Annotated in this window: 14 protein-coding genes and 1 pseudogene; 7 read left to right on the top strand and 8 right to left on the bottom strand. The window is 36.8% G+C overall.

Features of this window, described 5'->3' with window-relative positions; genetic code table 11:
• The 3 genes and pseudogenes from AP75_RS14260 to AP75_RS07450 form a co-directional block, all read left to right on the top strand.
• Positions 1-507 (top strand): annotated as a pseudogene (locus AP75_RS14260) (hypothetical protein); the annotation flags it as partial.
• A 67-nt stretch (positions 508-574) separates the two neighbouring features.
• A complete protein-coding gene (locus AP75_RS07455; protein WP_088264071.1) occupies positions 575-2,650 on the top strand; it encodes a TonB-dependent receptor plug domain-containing protein in 2,076 nt (691 codons plus the stop codon).
• A gap of 104 nt (positions 2,651-2,754) precedes the next feature.
• The gene (locus AP75_RS07450; RefSeq protein WP_088264069.1) at positions 2,755-3,234 is read left to right on the top strand and encodes a thioredoxin family protein; all 480 of its coding nucleotides are present in this window, start codon (positions 2,755-2,757) and stop codon (positions 3,232-3,234) included.
• A gap of 89 nt (positions 3,235-3,323) precedes the next feature.
• Here AP75_RS07450 and AP75_RS07445 read toward each other — a convergent pair whose 3' ends face one another.
• The 4 genes from AP75_RS07445 to AP75_RS07430 all read right to left on the bottom strand — a co-directional run bounded on the left by AP75_RS07445 (position 3,324) and on the right by AP75_RS07430 (position 7,794).
• A complete protein-coding gene (locus tag AP75_RS07445; RefSeq protein ID WP_088264067.1) occupies positions 3,324-4,205 on the bottom strand; it encodes an IS982 family transposase in 882 nt (293 codons plus the stop codon).
• Between the two features lie 106 nt (positions 4,206-4,311).
• Positions 4,312-5,217 carry a hypothetical protein gene (locus tag AP75_RS07440; RefSeq protein WP_088264065.1) on the bottom strand — a complete coding sequence of 302 codons (906 nt, stop codon included), beginning with the start codon at positions 5,215-5,217 and terminating at the stop codon, positions 4,312-4,314.
• Entirely contained in the window at positions 5,205-7,496 is a 2,292-nt protein-coding gene (locus tag AP75_RS07435) for a Piwi domain-containing protein (protein WP_088264063.1), read from the bottom strand. The genes AP75_RS07440 and AP75_RS07435 overlap by 13 nt, the downstream gene beginning before the upstream one ends.
• 4 nt (positions 7,497-7,500) lie before the next feature.
• Positions 7,501-7,794, bottom strand: a complete 294-nt coding sequence (locus tag AP75_RS07430) for a helix-turn-helix domain-containing protein (RefSeq protein ID WP_031504345.1) — start codon at positions 7,792-7,794, stop codon at positions 7,501-7,503.
• 275 nt (positions 7,795-8,069) lie between these two features.
• Between AP75_RS07430 and AP75_RS07425 the strand changes: the two genes are divergently transcribed.
• Positions 8,070-8,390, top strand: coding sequence for a helix-turn-helix domain-containing protein (locus AP75_RS07425; RefSeq protein WP_031504347.1), 321 nt, complete (start codon positions 8,070-8,072; stop codon positions 8,388-8,390).
• A 4-nt stretch (positions 8,391-8,394) separates the two neighbouring features.
• Positions 8,395-10,968 (top strand): N-6 DNA methylase, encoded by a 2,574-nt coding sequence (locus AP75_RS07420; protein WP_088264061.1) that lies wholly within the window; start codon positions 8,395-8,397, stop codon positions 10,966-10,968.
• A gap of 49 nt (positions 10,969-11,017) precedes the next feature.
• Here the strand turns inward: AP75_RS07420 and AP75_RS07415 are convergent, their stop codons facing one another.
• The 4 genes from AP75_RS07415 to AP75_RS14255 are packed head-to-tail and all read right to left on the bottom strand — an operon-like array spanning position 11,018 to position 13,104.
• Positions 11,018-11,653 (bottom strand): conjugal transfer protein TraD, encoded by a 636-nt coding sequence (locus AP75_RS07415; RefSeq protein WP_088264059.1) that lies wholly within the window; start codon positions 11,651-11,653, stop codon positions 11,018-11,020.
• An 11-nt stretch (positions 11,654-11,664) separates the two neighbouring features.
• A complete protein-coding gene (locus AP75_RS07410; RefSeq protein WP_031504351.1) occupies positions 11,665-12,114 on the bottom strand; it encodes a DUF3408 domain-containing protein in 450 nt (149 codons plus the stop codon).
• Between the two features lie 4 nt (positions 12,115-12,118).
• Complete coding sequence (locus AP75_RS07405; RefSeq protein ID WP_031504354.1) at positions 12,119-12,886, bottom strand: ParA family protein; 768 nt, start codon at positions 12,884-12,886, stop codon at positions 12,119-12,121.
• A 50-nt stretch (positions 12,887-12,936) separates the two neighbouring features.
• Positions 12,937-13,104: a hypothetical protein gene (locus AP75_RS14255; RefSeq protein WP_155248866.1), complete on the bottom strand. Its 168-nt coding sequence runs from the start codon at positions 13,102-13,104 to the stop codon at positions 12,937-12,939.
• A 537-nt stretch (positions 13,105-13,641) separates the two neighbouring features.
• On the opposite strand from AP75_RS14255, the gene mobA reads away from it, so the two are divergent.
• Positions 13,642-14,073, top strand: a complete 432-nt coding sequence (mobA, locus tag AP75_RS07395; protein ID WP_024566610.1) for a conjugal transfer protein MobA — start codon at positions 13,642-13,644, stop codon at positions 14,071-14,073.
• A gap of 7 nt (positions 14,074-14,080) precedes the next feature.
• On the top strand, positions 14,081-15,367 hold the full coding sequence (gene mobB / locus AP75_RS07390; protein WP_088264057.1) for a conjugal transfer protein MobB: 1,287 nt from the start codon (positions 14,081-14,083) through the stop codon (positions 15,365-15,367).
• The last annotated feature ends 22 nt before the right edge of the window (positions 15,368-15,389 follow it).

Here is a 15,389-nt window from a genome sequence, read left to right as displayed (position 1 = left end):
AAAGTAGGTTTGATCACCACTGCCAATAAAGGAAAGAAAATCATTCTCGGGATTAAAGCATTTTTGCAAACTCCATACGATGGTCACACCATAGAACCACTTTTGGAACAGATGGAAACCGGTGGTCAAAAGCTCCCAAAAGAACTCCTTTACGATAGAGGTGGCAGAGGAAAATCAGAAATAAAGGGCGTGAAAATCTCCATCCCAAGCACTCCAAGAAAAAAAGACACTGCTTATCAAAAGCAGACAAAGCGCAAAAAATTTAGAACCAGAGCGGCAATAGAACCTATCATCGGACATTTAAAAACCGATTTTAGGCTGGCAAAAAATTACTTCATGGGAGAAACGGGACCACAAATCAATGCATTACTAGCTGCAACCGCTTGGAACATGAAGAAAATGATGGAACTACTGAAACAGAAAATTATTTTCTTATTTTATAAGATACAAATTATGCTGTTTTCTAATCCTGTTTTTAAAAATAAATTAAATAGTGGGTTTTGTTAAGGAACGACTAACTAATTTGTTAGATTAGTCTAACTTTTATATATTTGCAATATAATATATTAATTAAATGAAGCTAAGATTATTTTCTCTATCAGTTGCTGCTCTTTTCGGTGGTTACCAATTGGCTTACTCACAGGTAGATAGCCTGGCTGTGCCAGCGGTAAAAAATGATAGTTTAACCACAAAAAAAGAAGTTGTAAAAACAGGAGATATAGAAGATGTGGTGATTACCGGTACAATGAAGGCCGTGAGCAGGCTGGAAAGCCCGGTTCCCGTAGAGGTTTATACCCCAACATTTTTTAGGAAAAATCCTACACCTAGTATTTTTGATGCTCTGCAAACCGTCAATGGTGTCCGCCCACAACTTAATTGTAATATCTGTAACACCGGCGATATCCATATCAACGGTTTAGAAGGCCCTTACACGATGGTTTTGATTGACGGAATGCCAATCGTGAGTTCTTTAGGAACGGTCTACGGATTGTCCGGGATTCCAAATTCTTTGGTAGAAAGAATCGAGGTGGTAAAAGGTCCTGCCTCTTCTCTCTATGGGAGTGAAGCAGTTGGAGGTCTTATCAATATTATTACCAAGAAACCTCAGAATGCACCATTGGTGAGTGCCGATCTGTTTTCTACAACCTGGGGCGAATATAATGTGGATTTGGGATTTAAATTCAATGCCGGGAAAAAAGCAAGTGTCCTTGCCGGGATCAATTATTTTAATTTCCAAAACAGGGTCGACAATAACCATGATAACTTTACCGATGTCACCCTGCAAAACAGGATATCTATTTTCCAGAAATGGAATTTTGAACGGAAAGAAAACCGTTTGTTTACACTCGCTGCACGTTATATGTACGAGGACCGCTGGGGCGGTGATATGCGCTGGGACAAATCCTACCGTGGCGGCGATGAGATCTATGGCGAGAGTATCTATACCAACCGCGCAGAAATTATTGGTAATTACCAGTTACCGGTGAGCGAAAAAATGTTCTTTGGATTTTCCTTCATCAATCACGATCAGGACAGCCGCTACGGTGATGTTTCTTACATAGCCAACCAAAAAATCGCTTTTGGGCAGCTGACCTGGGATAAAAAAATAGGGAGACACGATCTCTTGGCAGGTACTGCTCTCAGATATACTTATTACGACGACAATACGCCGGCAACAGCCTACTCAAACGGGCAAAATGAACCTGAAAATACCTGGTTGCCCGGGGTTTTTATTCAGGATGAGATTGCGCTGGCAGAAAAACATAAGCTGTTACTGGGGTTCCGTTATGACCATAACAATATCCACGGCAATATTTTTACCCCAAGAGTGGCTTACAAATGGGCGATTAACAAAAATGATATCATCCGCTTGAATGCCGGAACCGGTTACCGTGTCGTTAATCTTTTTACAGAAGACCACGCGGCACTTACCGGAGCGAGGAATGTTATTATTCTTAGCGATCTGAAACCGGAAAAATCTTATAATGCTAACCTTAATTTTATTAAGAAATTTTATCTTAATTCCGGTAGTTTTATAGGGTTGGATGCTACCGCTTTTTACACTTATTTTACCAACAGGATTGTTCCGGATTATGATACCAACCCTAATGAAATCCTCTACGACAATCTTGATGGGCATGCGGTGAGCAAAGGTATCAGTCTTAATGCTGACCTGACATTTTCTAACGGTTTAAAATTCATTCTCGGGGGCACATTGATGGAAAACACATTAACCGAAAACGGAATCACCGAACAACAGATGCTCACAGAAAAGTTCACAGGAACCTGGGCCGTGTCGTACAAAATCAAACCTTGGCATCTGAGCATCGATTATACCGGTAATGTTTACAGCCCAATGCGTTTACCTTTACAGGGCGATCTGGATCCAAGACCTGGCATGTCACCTTGGTGGAGCATACAGAATATTCAGTTTACTTATAGTGGAGTCCGAAATTTTGAATTTTATGCCGGTGTGAAAAACCTACTCAACTGGACACCTGCCAAAGGAACTCCCTTTCTTATATCTCGCTCAAATGATCCTTTTGGCGAGCCTACAGCAGACAATCCTTTAAATTTTGATACATCATATGTTTACGCGCCAAACCAGGGGATCAGGGGCTTTTTAGGGGTAAGATTTAATTTTGATTAATATAATTGAGAATATCAATAGAGGCGGGCTTTAGCCCGTCTCAAAAATTACAATTTAATTAGGCTTTAGCCAAAATTGATAATTGATTGAGAAACAAAAAGAAAATGAAAATTCGTGATGCCATATTACGACTGGCGATTCTGGGAAGTATTTTACTTTCCGGAATTTGCTTTTCTCAGGCCAAATCCTATCAGTTTGAAGCGATAGGAAACTTACAGGAATCAGAAAAAAAAGATGTTGTAGTTTTCATCCATACCAATTGGTGCAATTACTGCAAAGCGATGGAAAATACCACGTTTAATAATCAGAAAGTGGCTGATCTCATTCAACAGAATTTCTATTTTGTAATATTGGATGCAGAAGAAAAGCGCGATATTAGCTTTGCCGGAAAAACATTCCGATACAAACCTACGGGAAAAGATACCGGGATCCACGAACTCGCAGAAACGTTGTCGGGCGGGAAAATAAGCTATCCCAGTCTAATAATTCTCAATCCTCAGAACGAAATTATTTTTCAGTATGATGGATTTTTAAAATCCTCGGAACTTCTGGATATTCTCAATAAAATAAAACAAGAAGAATAGAAACTCTTTTAGCAAATCAAATTTTGCTGAGCGAAGCGCCTTTGCGTCTTAAGATATTTCCAATTATTAATATAACTCGTAGTGCATTATTAAATTAAAGATACTTTAATTTTGTTCATTTTTCTATTAAATACAAAAACATTTACAAATTGAATAAAAGTTAAAGCAGTAATTTTACTTAAGATTCTGGTTTTAAAGCTATTAAATGATTTCGCATAATTGTTTCTGATTTTAAATTGGTCACAAAGTTGAGAAAATAGCGTTTCGATTCTCTTTCTTGATTTTCTAAAAATATATTTCTGCTTGTGATAATTTTTTTGGTTGCTTCTCATAGGTGTATCTAATTTTATATTTGCATAATTGAACAAATCTGTTTGTACTTGAGTTGATAAATAACCTCTATCTCCGATTAATGTGCAATTGTTCATTTGATGCTTTATGTCTTGCAAAAAATGGATATCATGAATGCTTGCAGTAGAAATATCAAAACTTTGAAATATTCCTGAAACAGAACATATAGCGTGTAATTTGTAACCATAATAATAACTCGATTGAGAAGCACAATATCCTTTGCTTGGAAATGAAAATTCATCTTCTTTACAGATTTTAGAGCGGTTTGCTCTTGCGTTTTTGCAAATTTCTAAAGGCATTGAATCTACAATAAAAATGCTTTCAATATCATGAAATCTATCAACCATAATCTTTCTGATATTTTCCATATGCAAGAAGAGTTTTCTTTTCCTGCGATTATAAACACTTCTTTCTATCATTCCTTTTAGTTTTGAATTTGAAAGATATCTAAATAACTGATATTCTGAATCTAATGATAAATATTCTGCAGAAATATTTATGGCAATAAGTTCTAAATCACTCAATTTTGGTTTAATAGGTTTAAAATAAAAATTTTCATTTAAGGTTAATTTTCTTAATTCATTTAAAATAAAATCGTAAATTGCATCTAGGTTATTCATAGTGTATTCGATTGGTAGTCAATACAATATACGATTTTTTTTCGTATTATGAACAACCTTTTATAATGCACTACGAGTTACTTATTAATTTCAGAAAACAATCACATTATGAGTTGTTACTAATTTTTAGGTCATTTAGCATTTCTTTAGGATATCCAAATAGCTGCATAATTATCTTTTGAGATGTATTCCTAATTACAGGTATTACATTTCCTAAAAAGCTAAGTCCTAATGCTCCAAAAATTGTAAATGCATAATTATACTTATCTATAAATTTTATAGACTCTGGACTATAATTTGGAAGTTTAAGAATTGCATAAACCAACAGTCCAAATAGCATTGCCTGAACTATCCAAGATATATACTTAATTCGATTAATAAAATTTGCATTAAATTTCTTTAAGAGGTCAACCTCTTTTTTGTCAGGAACGTCTTTCAGTAAGAATATCGTATCGTAAGCTTTAAGTGAACATAGGATTTGAAAGTCACTTCTGTTCTCAAATAATTTTACATTTCCGGTAATTCTTGTGTATGTGAAACCTACAAAATCATTAGTCATTAAAGACTGACCATTTATGCTTAAAAACATAAAAACTATTTCCGGTAGATTACTTGTACTATAATAATTTTCATTTAATATATTTTCAAATGTTATTGTTATAGAGTTTCTGTTCCTGATAGAAACAATATCTTTTATCCAAGTTTTATCTAAATTAAATTTTACTATACCTGATATTAAGGAAAAGATTAAGAAATCATCATTAACAAATGGTGCTGGAGAACCTTTGCTCGGCTTACTCTTATTTTTTTTATTATAGTAACTTTCAAAATTCAGTTTATTGTTTGATAAAATAGCATCTATTAAACCATAAAAGATTTCTTCGCTTTCATTGGAGTTTTGACCTGAAGCAGTAATGTAAACTTTTCCAGATAAGAAATCATTGAAAGCTGAAAGCTTGGCATTCTCACTCACTCTTGCCAAATAACCTATTCTTTCTTCTAAAGGAACCATTTCTTTCTTTTTAGACCATAGTTTAAGTTATCAGCATCCCAATTTGGAATATTTCTCATTTTCCCCAAAAGCTTTGAAATGAGATTAGAGTATTTCATTGTCGCAGGCTCTTCGCCAGGTAAAAAACTCCTCCAGGACAAGTACGTGAATGAAAAAATCTGTTGGGTAATATATCCTAAATCATAGAACAGCAAATCATTTAAATCACTACTATTATAATTTCCTTGTGGCGTTCTGATATTTATTAGGACTGGCTTACTTATACCTTGTTTGGCTGTTTTCAATTCATTTGCCCCAAACATTTGCACGATACAAGTTTTCTCGTCAAGAACAACGTTACTCCCTCTATTTGGTATATATTGTCCTTTTATCACATTACTACCGTATTTAGATATTCCAGATTGGCTTATATCAAACAGCATTGTTGGATGAACAGTACTTATCGTAACGAACGCAAACTTAATCTTGTATTGGGTAATATCACGAACCAACTGACTAATAACATCAAATTCAGTGTTTTTGATGGGCTTGAAGATATGAAAAATTAGCCTAACCGTATCTCCATCAGACCATCCTTGTTCGGTGGAAAGTCTTATAATTGATTGTTTTAAACTTTTTAGTAACTCTTCAAAATAGCCCTCAAATGGAACGTCTTTAACTTTATCTCCAAGTAGATATTGACCATCACTTGACATAAATGTTGTGATACCCACAACTCGGTTCTGTTCAGCACCGGCATATTGATTTTTTCTCAACCAACTATGACCAATACCAATAATTATTTCTTTATCAACGGAGCGTTGAGAAGGAAGAACCCACGGAGTTCCCCCAAGTTTAGCGTAAATCTGAAGAGCAACCGAATTAAGAATATATTCGTTATGATTACCTATTATCTCAGATGTAACAAACTGTACAGGAATTTCTAATGATAAAAGCTTAGCTTTAATTCGGTAATAAGGGTTTGCTAAATCTGCTTGACGTTTAAAGCTTGCAGGGATTTCTATAATTGCCAAATGCGGTTTGTTTTCATCATAACCACTGATAACATTTAGATATTCATCAATGCTATAAGCCTGTATTTCCCTTATATTAAGTATCACATCCTGCAAATCGTATTTTTTCTGAAGTCCTTTTTGAAAATATCGAGATTGAGGTATCCCATCTTTCAAATTCGAGAGAAACTTTGTGAAATTGCCCCTATTATTTCTATTACAAATACAAAGCACGTTAGGACTTTTAATGTCAAAAATTGAACTATCATATGGTCCATAATTTGACAAGCCTAAGTCTGGATTAGAACTATTTGTTTTAGTTGCTGCGGGGTCAAAAATAAAAGTGGGAGTTTTTAGCTCAATACTATTTGATACCGATAACGGTTGGCTGTTAACTGTAAAACAAAAGCCATCTTTATTGTGAAATAAAATGGGGGCTGCATTTTCGCAAAATAAATGGTTTGATATTTTTAAAATTTCATCGTACAACGCTTTTGTATTGTAAATATCGGAACGTTTACTCTCAATAAGGTTCATTATTTCATCACTTTTCAGTTGTGAAATAGCAAATGATAAATAGTTACCTATATTATATTTGGATTTCTTGATGAATAATTGGTTGAGAGGGTATTCCTTAATTCCTTCGTTAGTCTCAATTCTCGCCTTATCATCAACTATTTCAGCAATTACTCCTAATAGTTCTTCATTAGGTGCGAGAACTTCTGTTAAACCTGGAAGTATCTCCGCATACAGAACATCAACACCTATTAAGTTATAGCCTTCTGAATGCAGTTCTAAACAAGATTTGTTAAATACCCAATTACGTTTTATATTGATAAGAAAACCAAATTGTTTAATTCCATTTATCTCAGTTAGACGTAATTGAACCTCAATCAGTTTTTTATATGCGATACGCTTCCTAAGATTTTCCGGTAGTGCATTGTAAATAATATCATCTTTAGCTTGTGCAGAAAAAAAACGGAATGGATAAAAATCCACCGGAATATAGTTCGGAAATCTTTCTTTGAATGTCCTGAAAAAAAGATGTTTAATCAACGAAGCGGTAACCTGACTATCATCAAATATTCTCTTAGGTATAATTTCTCCTGTCAGGCTTGTATCTTCTCCTTCTTTGTTTGATATATAGATATAGTCACCATTCCTAAAAAAAGAATGAGTAGCATTATATAATGCTCTTAGCTCCTTAAGCCGTTCTTCTGAATAAGGTTCTGTCTTAATCTGGTATTCTTCAAACTCAAACTTAATTGGAAAGTAGTTTAGTTGCATATCATTACTTCTTTTGTATTCGTTTTTCTGACTTTTTAAGTGCCTTGTATGCCAACGGTTCTTCTTCCAAAATTTCCATAATCTTGTCCGAAAGCCAAATAACTAAAAGTTCATCCACCTCTACATCTAAGACTTCTGCTAATTTGGCAACTTGCTCTCGGTTAGCTTTTCTTTCACCTCTTTCAATTTTACTAATAAGAGCCGTGTCTATTTCTAAAATAGCAGCAACTTGTCTTAGCAGCAGCCCTTTCTTTTCTCTTAGTTTCCTAACCCTTTTTCCGAAGTTTTGGAGTTCCATTTCAATGACTTGTCACTTTATGTCAAATTTAATGAAAAAATATTAACTTACGGATTTGTGTAAGTCGGTAGCAATAAAAAGAAAAAGTAAAAATTAACTATCAATTTGCCCTTTAAGTTATGTCTGTTGAAAGTAAGAATAGGGGTAAGTTTTCATACAAAATTTCCGGCACTAATCAAAACCTAATTGTTCAAAGCTCAAGAAAACTTGTAGAACTGAAAAAGACTGCTTAACTTGCGAAAAAAAGGCCAAGCCTAAAAAGTGCAGATAAAAAAATGGCAAGTTTCGGACAGTTTATAAAAGTAGAAAGAGAAAAGCACGGTTGGACACAAACCGAATTTGGAGCCAAAGTTGGCATCAATGCTTTTGCTATTAGTAAAATTGAGAATGGTACACAAAAATTTAATAAGGCAAAATTAAAAGAACTGGCAAACCTTTTTGATATAGACGCACAAAAAGTAGTAGACCTTTTTTATGCGGATAAATTCGCAACTGAAGCATATAAAAGCCATTGTTCCGATAATGTTTTTATAGTTGCAGAGGATAATGTAAAATATTTGAAAAGCATAAACGCCAAACAAGGCAGTATATTTTAGCCCAATGAGTGAAGAATTATTACAAAGAGATTTACTGAAGAATTGCCAGAAAATCGGGAAATGGGATTTTTATAACATTGGGGCAACTTCTATTAAAGCCTTAAAAGAATATAGCATTATACGCAACGTTGATTACGGCAATGTCGAAAAGAAAAAAGTTGACGGAATTATTGTATTGCGTAAAAACGTAGTTGCGATTATAGAATATAAAAAACCCTCTGAATTTAATACAAAGACAAAGCAAGATAAAGCAATTAAACAGGAAATTGAAGTCGCTAAGAAGTTAGACTGCAAATTAATCATTGCAACCGACACTAAAGAAACGGTATGGGTTAATGCTCTGACAGGGGAAAGAATTAACGACGAACAGAGTAACGAGTTAAAAGTCAATTTTAACCCGAAAGATGAAAAAATCATAACATTGATTGAAAAAATTAATTATTCAATCAATGAACTGAATAATAATATAAAGCCTAAACAACTTGTAAATCCTACTGATTTAGCAAAACAAATTTGGCAGGATATATGGTCTGTTAGTGGGGCAACACCTGAAAACTGTTTATACACATTCGTAGAATTATTTATATTTAAATATCTAAGTGATTTAGATGTATTGCAGGGGATTTACAGTTTCAATACATTAATAAACAGTTTTGAAACAAATAATGCTGATGAAATTCTTGAAAATTATGCAAGTGTAATACGTCCCAAAATTAAAGACCTCTTTCCCGAAAATCCTGCTGATAAAACAACAATTATTAACGGAACTATCTTTGTAAGCAAAGACCAAAAAGCGGTTAAAGGTTATAGTACAGTATTTAAAAAGGTGCTTCTCAAATTCCGTGATTATGGTAAATTAGAACATATTGATTACGATTTCAAGAGCCAACTATTTGAGAGTTTTCTGAAAGAAAGCATTAGTAAGAAAAACTGGGGGCAATTTTTTACACCGCTGAAAGTAGTACGTGCTATTGTTGAAATGGCGAAAGATGATATCAAAGATGGTGTAAGCATTTGCGACCCTGCTTGCGGAGTTGGGAAGTTCCTCTTAGAACCTATCGTTACCAGGTTAGATTACTTATACGACATCAGTAAAAAAGGAATAAAACCAAAAATTACCATTCACGGTTTTGATAAGGGTTTTGACAAAGACGAACAAAAGACCATAATATTGGCAAAAGCCAATATGCTGATTTACTTTTCCGATTTAATAAAAGAAAACACAGGACTTACAAAGGAATTTGCAAAACTTTTCAATGAAAGTTTTACGCTTAAAACAAATTCCATTTTGGGAACACTTTCTGACGCTGTTGAAGAAGAATATGACTTAATTCTCACGAACCCCCCTTATGTAACAAGCGGAAGTAGTAATCTAAAAGAGGAAATCAAAAAGGACGGTGAACTTGTAAATTATTACAAAGTAAATGCTTTAGGTGTTGAGGGACTTTTTATGGAATGGATTGTAAGAGCATTGAAGCCAAATGGTAAAGCATTTATTGTCGTGCCGGATGGAATATTTAATCGCCAAAACGATAAAAATTTAAGAAAATTCATAATCGACGAATGCTATATTGATGGAATAATATCACTGCCAGAAAAAACATTCTTTACCACACCCAAAAAGACTTATTTACTTTGTATTACTAAAAAGTCAAATAGAAAAATTGTCCAAACAGAGCCAGTTTTCACTTATTTAGTGAGTGAAATTGGTGAAAGCCGTGATGTGTACAGGTTTAATATTGAACAAGATGATTTGTCCGAAGCAGTAGCCTTATACTCTTTTTTTAAAGGTAATAAAGTAGGATTTCAGAAAATAAATTCAGATAAACGCTGCAAGATTTTTGATATTTCAAAATTTACTCCTGATAATCATTGGTCAATTGATAGATGGTGGTCTAAGGAAGAAATGATTGAACTTGGAATAATTGAAGAAAACGAAACAGTTACACTCGAAAACTTGAGTGAGATGATTACCGATTTTTCTTCGACATTAACCGAGTACTCGAATTTATTTAGTTCAGTTGCCGGAAAAGAAAAACTATCAAGCGTTTTCAAAGAAATAAATCTTTCCGATGAACAGTATTTTGAACTTGCAATTGGCAAAAGGGTAGTAAAAAGAGATTTGATTAAAATAACTGGAACTATACCAATTTATAGCGCGAATGTAAAAGTTCCAGTGGGCTTTCATACTCAAAGTAATATAACAGATTTTAACAACAACTTTGTTTTATGGGGAATTGATGGAGATTTCGAATTTAATGCTATCCCCAAAAACACTCCATTTGTTTCAACGGACCATTGCGGAACAATTAGAATTTTATGTGATGAAATCCTGCCTGAATATCTAATGATACAATTAGAAAATGTAAAACATAAATATGGATTTGATAGAGGTTTACGTGCTTCCATTAAGAATATGAAAAATGTAATAATCAAAATTCCATTTAACGAAGATGATACTATAAATGTTGCCAAACAGAAAGAGGTAATTGAAAAGTATGAGTATATAAAAGAGTTAAGAAGCAAAATACAGTCTTACAAAGAGCAATTGTTTGAAATAAATGTAGATTTCGAATAACCCAGAAATTTTTAATAATTTAAATATGATTTAAAAAACATTGGGGAGCTTAAACAAACTCCCCAATGTCAAAATCACCCAAATCACTTTTCCGCAAGGTGGAAGAACCGTCGTCGCTTTCAGATGAAAGTGTGCTATCCAAAAGCTCGGCAATTTTTCGGGAAGCACCCTCAATGGAATTTTCCAGTAGGCTGAATAATTCGGTTCCCTGTAATTTCTGAACTATGGCTACCGCTGTTTCCTTTTGAGCCTGTTCCAAATTCTCTTTTTGGAGCAATGCCCCTACGGAGCTTAGTTCGTCGTAGGTAACCCCTTGGGCAAAACCGTTATCGCCACTGGATATTCCGTACCTGTTCCATTCTTCTTCCTCTTCTTCCAAATCAGGCATATTGCTGAAAACTTCGTCCAGTTCTTCCTGCGGAATTTGAATGCTGACGTTTTCGTTTTCGTCGTATTCAATGTCTAAATTATCAGGGTTTATCTCCGTTTCCGTTATTTGGCTTTCATTGGCAGTGTTTGGCACTGAAAGGCTTCTTACTGGCTTGGGCTGCCCCATAATATCGGGCAGCTTCGGGTTGACTTTTTCCTGTTTGGGCTTTTGCTCCGACCTTTTATGAATGACAATCTTATCCTGCAAAAGCAGGGCAATGACTATCAGCAGGCAAATCACAATTACTATTTCCATAATCAGGTGCTTTAAAAAATGGGTTTAAACTTTTCGTTGAAATCATCGGTAATGGCTTTTTCAAACAGTTCAAAATGATGTTCCAGTATGTTGTCAAGATAGGCATACAAGGGTATGGCATCTTTACCGATTACCTGTACAATACGGGATAGCCGTTCGTGGTATTCCTGCCGGATATAAATACTTTTATCGCCCCGCTTCGTCATCGAGTGGGTTTTCAAAAAGTGTTCGCCATAGCTTCCGTCAAGATTTTTCTTTGTGCGGTTCCTTTCCCGCTGTGCAGGCTTGCTTTGTGGTAATTCTTCCTGCTGCACCTCGTCTTTTGCCGCTTCCTTTACCTGCTCTTCAGCAGGTTCGGGCGGTAGCTGTAAGCCGTCCTTTTTAACGCCGTCCACCATCAGGTTCATCATCATTTCCTCGTTAATGTCCGGCGTGACTTTTCTTTTATTATCTTTTTCCATAGCACTACAATTGAATGATGTTTAAAAATTCGCTGATGAACAGGTCTAACTGGCAGGCTTTCATCAAACGCTCATCGGGAGGCATTACCGTAGAACGGAAAACCGTTTTGCTGTCCGCTTCGCTTTCCTTGCGAAAACGGGTGCTGTTCTTGATTTGGCTTTGCATCAGGCTTAACCCCAGTTGCTCAATAAGCTGATTGTACACGTCATATAAGGGAGTGCTTTCCCTGCCGTCCACCTGGTTCCAAAACAGGTTAATGGTCTGTATGGAAGTTTCGCCCTTTTTCATAATCACGTCCTGTAAAAGCTGGGTGAAGATGAGCGTACTTTCCATTACCACACGGTCTGCTGTGATGGGTGTGAAAATATGGTGCATTCCTGCCAATGCTTTCAGAATGCCGGGCGTGTTCACAGTTCCGGGCAGGTCAAAAAACACCACATCGATCGGAACGGCAGAAGCCGTTACAAATTCGTGTGCAGCATCCAATACGCTATCTGCTTTATGCTGTGTTATCGGATAGGCTTTCTTGTTGATAGTGGTAAATTGTTTGTACGCCAATTTTTTCAAAGCCTCATTTTCCATTACCATTGCCAAATCACGGGTTTTCATTTTCATAAGGCTGTGCTGCGGAAAATCCGCATCAAATACGGCTACGTTGTAGCCCAAGCGATAGTGCATCGTACTGGCGACAAGCGTTGTAAAGGTGCTTTTGCCAACACCGCCTTTTTGAGAGGAAAAGGCAACGAACAGAGGTTTCTTTTTTGTGTCCATATTTTTAAAATTTAAAGTTTACATCTTACTGTTTTCAGTCTTGCAGGCTTTCAGCCGTGCAGTCCTGCTTTCGTTCTGTCTTTCTTTCTTGCAGGATAGCTATCAGGCTTGCCTGCGGGAATTGCTGATTGCCTGCTTTCCTGCCGCACAGCAGCAATGCTTTCATTCAGGCATCTTATCAGGCGGGATTCCGTTCTTGCATTCGTTCCGTTCGTCATTCCATCCGTGACGCAAGCGTGATTGTCTGATAGCAGGCTGTCACGCTTTCCGTCATTCCTGCGCTCTTGCATTCCTGCAATCTTGCAGGTAGGATAACCTGCCATCTTGAATGTGCGCCGTCTACTCGTCCTGAAGTACGGGCTGCATGCCCGCCAACATTCAGGGACAAAGAACTCATCAAATTCATTCGCTTGTATAGTGGTGGCAGTGTTTGGCGTTCAGAGGCAGCATTTGGCACTGTAGCACAGTGCAAGGCTATCGTAAACATGGCTTTACTTTGTATTGTGATTTTTATTAACGGATTTATGCAAAGTCTTTTGACATATCAGGGGGTAACGGGAACGGCATCGAGCCGTTTTTCCCTGTTACATTCAATCCGTCCCGCAGGGCGGATTTTTGTGTTCACCGGAACACGGCAAGTTGTGTTTTGAGCATCTCGGAATGATTTCCGATACTCAAAACAACTTGCCCTTTGCAGGGGGCAGAAAACACCTTCCAAAGTCAGGGTTTTGTATGGATTTTAAAATGGATTAGTGATGAACGATAACAACAAAAAGCAATTGAAAAAGACCGGACGTCGCCCCAAAGAAGACCCGGCGACCATCCGCTATACGATTTCCTTTAACGAGCAGGAACACGCCCATTTTCTTGCCCTGTTTGATAAATCAGGTATGCAGGTAAAGGCTCATTTCATAACGTCCTGCATCTTTGACAAGACCATAAAAACCATTCAGATTGACAAGGGAACGGTTGATTTTTATATGCGGCTGACCTCTTTTCACAGCCAGTTCCGTTCCATAGGTGTGAACTATAACCAAATTGTAAAGGTGCTGTACAAGAATTTTTCCGAGAAAAAAGCCGCAGCGTTCCTGTATAAACTGGAGAAACAGACGGCTGAAATGGCAATGCTGTGTCAGAAAATCATTCAGCTTACTGAAAAATTTGAGGAAGAATACCTAAAAAAATAATGTAGAAGTGATAGCAAAAATTGGAAGAAGTGCAAATTTATACGGAGCGTTGGCGTACAATCAGCTTAAAGTGGAGAATGAAAACGAGCAGATTTTGTTTGCCAATAAGATGATTGAAACCGCAAGCGGTCATTATTCCGTGGCACAATTAGCCCAGTCTTTTGCACCTTACCTGATAGCCAACCGCAATACCGAGAAACACACGCTGCATATTTCGCTAAATCCTGACCCGAACGATAAGGTAAGCGATGATAAGTTTAGGGAAATGGCAGAACAGTATATGCGGGAAATGGGTTACGGCGAACAGCCTTTTGTGGTATTCAAACATACCGATATTGACCGTAGCCATATACACATTGTATCGGTTTGCGTGGACGAGCAGGGCAAAAAGATTTCGGATAAATTCGAGAAAATGCGGTCTATGAATGTATGCCGTGAACTGGAAAGAAAACACGGGTTGATACCCGCAACAGACAAAGAGCGCAATCAGAATGATAAGGTTTTCCGTCCGGTAGATTATCGGGCAGGCGATGTAAAAAGCCAAATTGCTTCGGTCGTTCGCCACCTCCCGAATTACTACCAGTACCAAACTTTGGGCGAATACAATGCCCTGCTTTCCCTGTTCAATATTACCGCCGAGAAAATCGAGGGCGAATTGCAGGGAGAGATGAAGCAGGGCTTAATATATATTCCGCTAAATGAAAAAGGCGAAAGAGCCGGGCATCCGTTCAAGGCTTCGCTGTTCGGAAAGAGCGCAGGGCTTCCGGCTTTGGAACTGCATTTTGCGAAATGCAAAACGGCTTTGAAAGATAGCCCCACCAAACAGACCCTAAAATCTGCCGTTACCATTGCCCTGAAAACCACGAGCGATGAACAGGCATTTAAAAAGCAGTTGGCGGAACAGGGTATTAACGTTGTGGTGCGCCGAAATGATACAGGGCGTATTTATGGCATCACATTTATAGACCACAATTCCAAAGCAGTTTGGAACGGTTCACGTTTGGCAACAGAACTTTCTGCCAACACCTTTAATGATTATTGGAACAATAACATCAAACCGAATATTAAAGAACCTGCCGTTTTACAACCCAAATTATCCACATCAAATGATGCGGATCTTCCTGCGGAAGAACCACACCATTTGTTCGACTTCTTACATACTGAAAAACACGAAGACGGTTTGATTGAAGCACTGGGAGGTTTATTGCCCGAAGCCCAGGGCGAAGATTACGAAGAACAGGACTTTGCCAATAAAATGAAGAAGAAAAGAAAACGCCAAAGAGGTCAGAAGTAATATTCAGCCAAACACTGCCACA

This window comes from Kaistella haifensis DSM 19056 (assembly GCF_000735695.2).
Taxonomy (GTDB): domain Bacteria; phylum Bacteroidota; class Bacteroidia; order Flavobacteriales; family Weeksellaceae; genus Kaistella; species Kaistella haifensis.
Note: the sequence above shows the minus strand (reverse complement) of the source record. Positions and strands in the feature narration are given on the sequence as shown.

What these genes read in the sequence shown, in the direction of transcription:
- AP75_RS07455 (WP_088264071.1), top strand. Translation starts at nt 575, where the DNA reads ATGAAGCTAAGATTATTTTCTCTATCAGTTGCTGCTCTTTTCGGTGGT.
- AP75_RS07450 (WP_088264069.1), top strand. Translation starts at nt 2,755, where the DNA reads ATGAAAATTCGTGATGCCATATTACGACTGGCGATTCTGGGAAGTATT.
- AP75_RS07445 (WP_088264067.1), bottom strand. Translation starts at nt 4,205, where the DNA reads ATGAATAACCTAGATGCAATTTACGATTTTATTTTAAATGAATTAAGA.
- AP75_RS07440 (WP_088264065.1), bottom strand. Translation starts at nt 5,217, where the DNA reads ATGGTTCCTTTAGAAGAAAGAATAGGTTATTTGGCAAGAGTGAGTGAG.
- AP75_RS07435 (WP_088264063.1), bottom strand. Translation starts at nt 7,496, where the DNA reads ATGCAACTAAACTACTTTCCAATTAAGTTTGAGTTTGAAGAATACCAG.
- AP75_RS07430 (WP_031504345.1), bottom strand. Translation starts at nt 7,794, where the DNA reads ATGGAACTCCAAAACTTCGGAAAAAGGGTTAGGAAACTAAGAGAAAAG.
- AP75_RS07425 (WP_031504347.1), top strand. Translation starts at nt 8,070, where the DNA reads ATGGCAAGTTTCGGACAGTTTATAAAAGTAGAAAGAGAAAAGCACGGT.
- AP75_RS07420 (WP_088264061.1), top strand. Translation starts at nt 8,395, where the DNA reads ATGAGTGAAGAATTATTACAAAGAGATTTACTGAAGAATTGCCAGAAA.
- AP75_RS07415 (WP_088264059.1), bottom strand. Translation starts at nt 11,653, where the DNA reads ATGGAAATAGTAATTGTGATTTGCCTGCTGATAGTCATTGCCCTGCTT.
- AP75_RS07410 (WP_031504351.1), bottom strand. Translation starts at nt 12,114, where the DNA reads ATGGAAAAAGATAATAAAAGAAAAGTCACGCCGGACATTAACGAGGAA.
- AP75_RS07405 (WP_031504354.1), bottom strand. Translation starts at nt 12,886, where the DNA reads ATGGACACAAAAAAGAAACCTCTGTTCGTTGCCTTTTCCTCTCAAAAA.
- AP75_RS14255 (WP_155248866.1), bottom strand. Translation starts at nt 13,104, where the DNA reads ATGACGAACGGAACGAATGCAAGAACGGAATCCCGCCTGATAAGATGC.
- mobA (WP_024566610.1), top strand. Translation starts at nt 13,642, where the DNA reads ATGAACGATAACAACAAAAAGCAATTGAAAAAGACCGGACGTCGCCCC.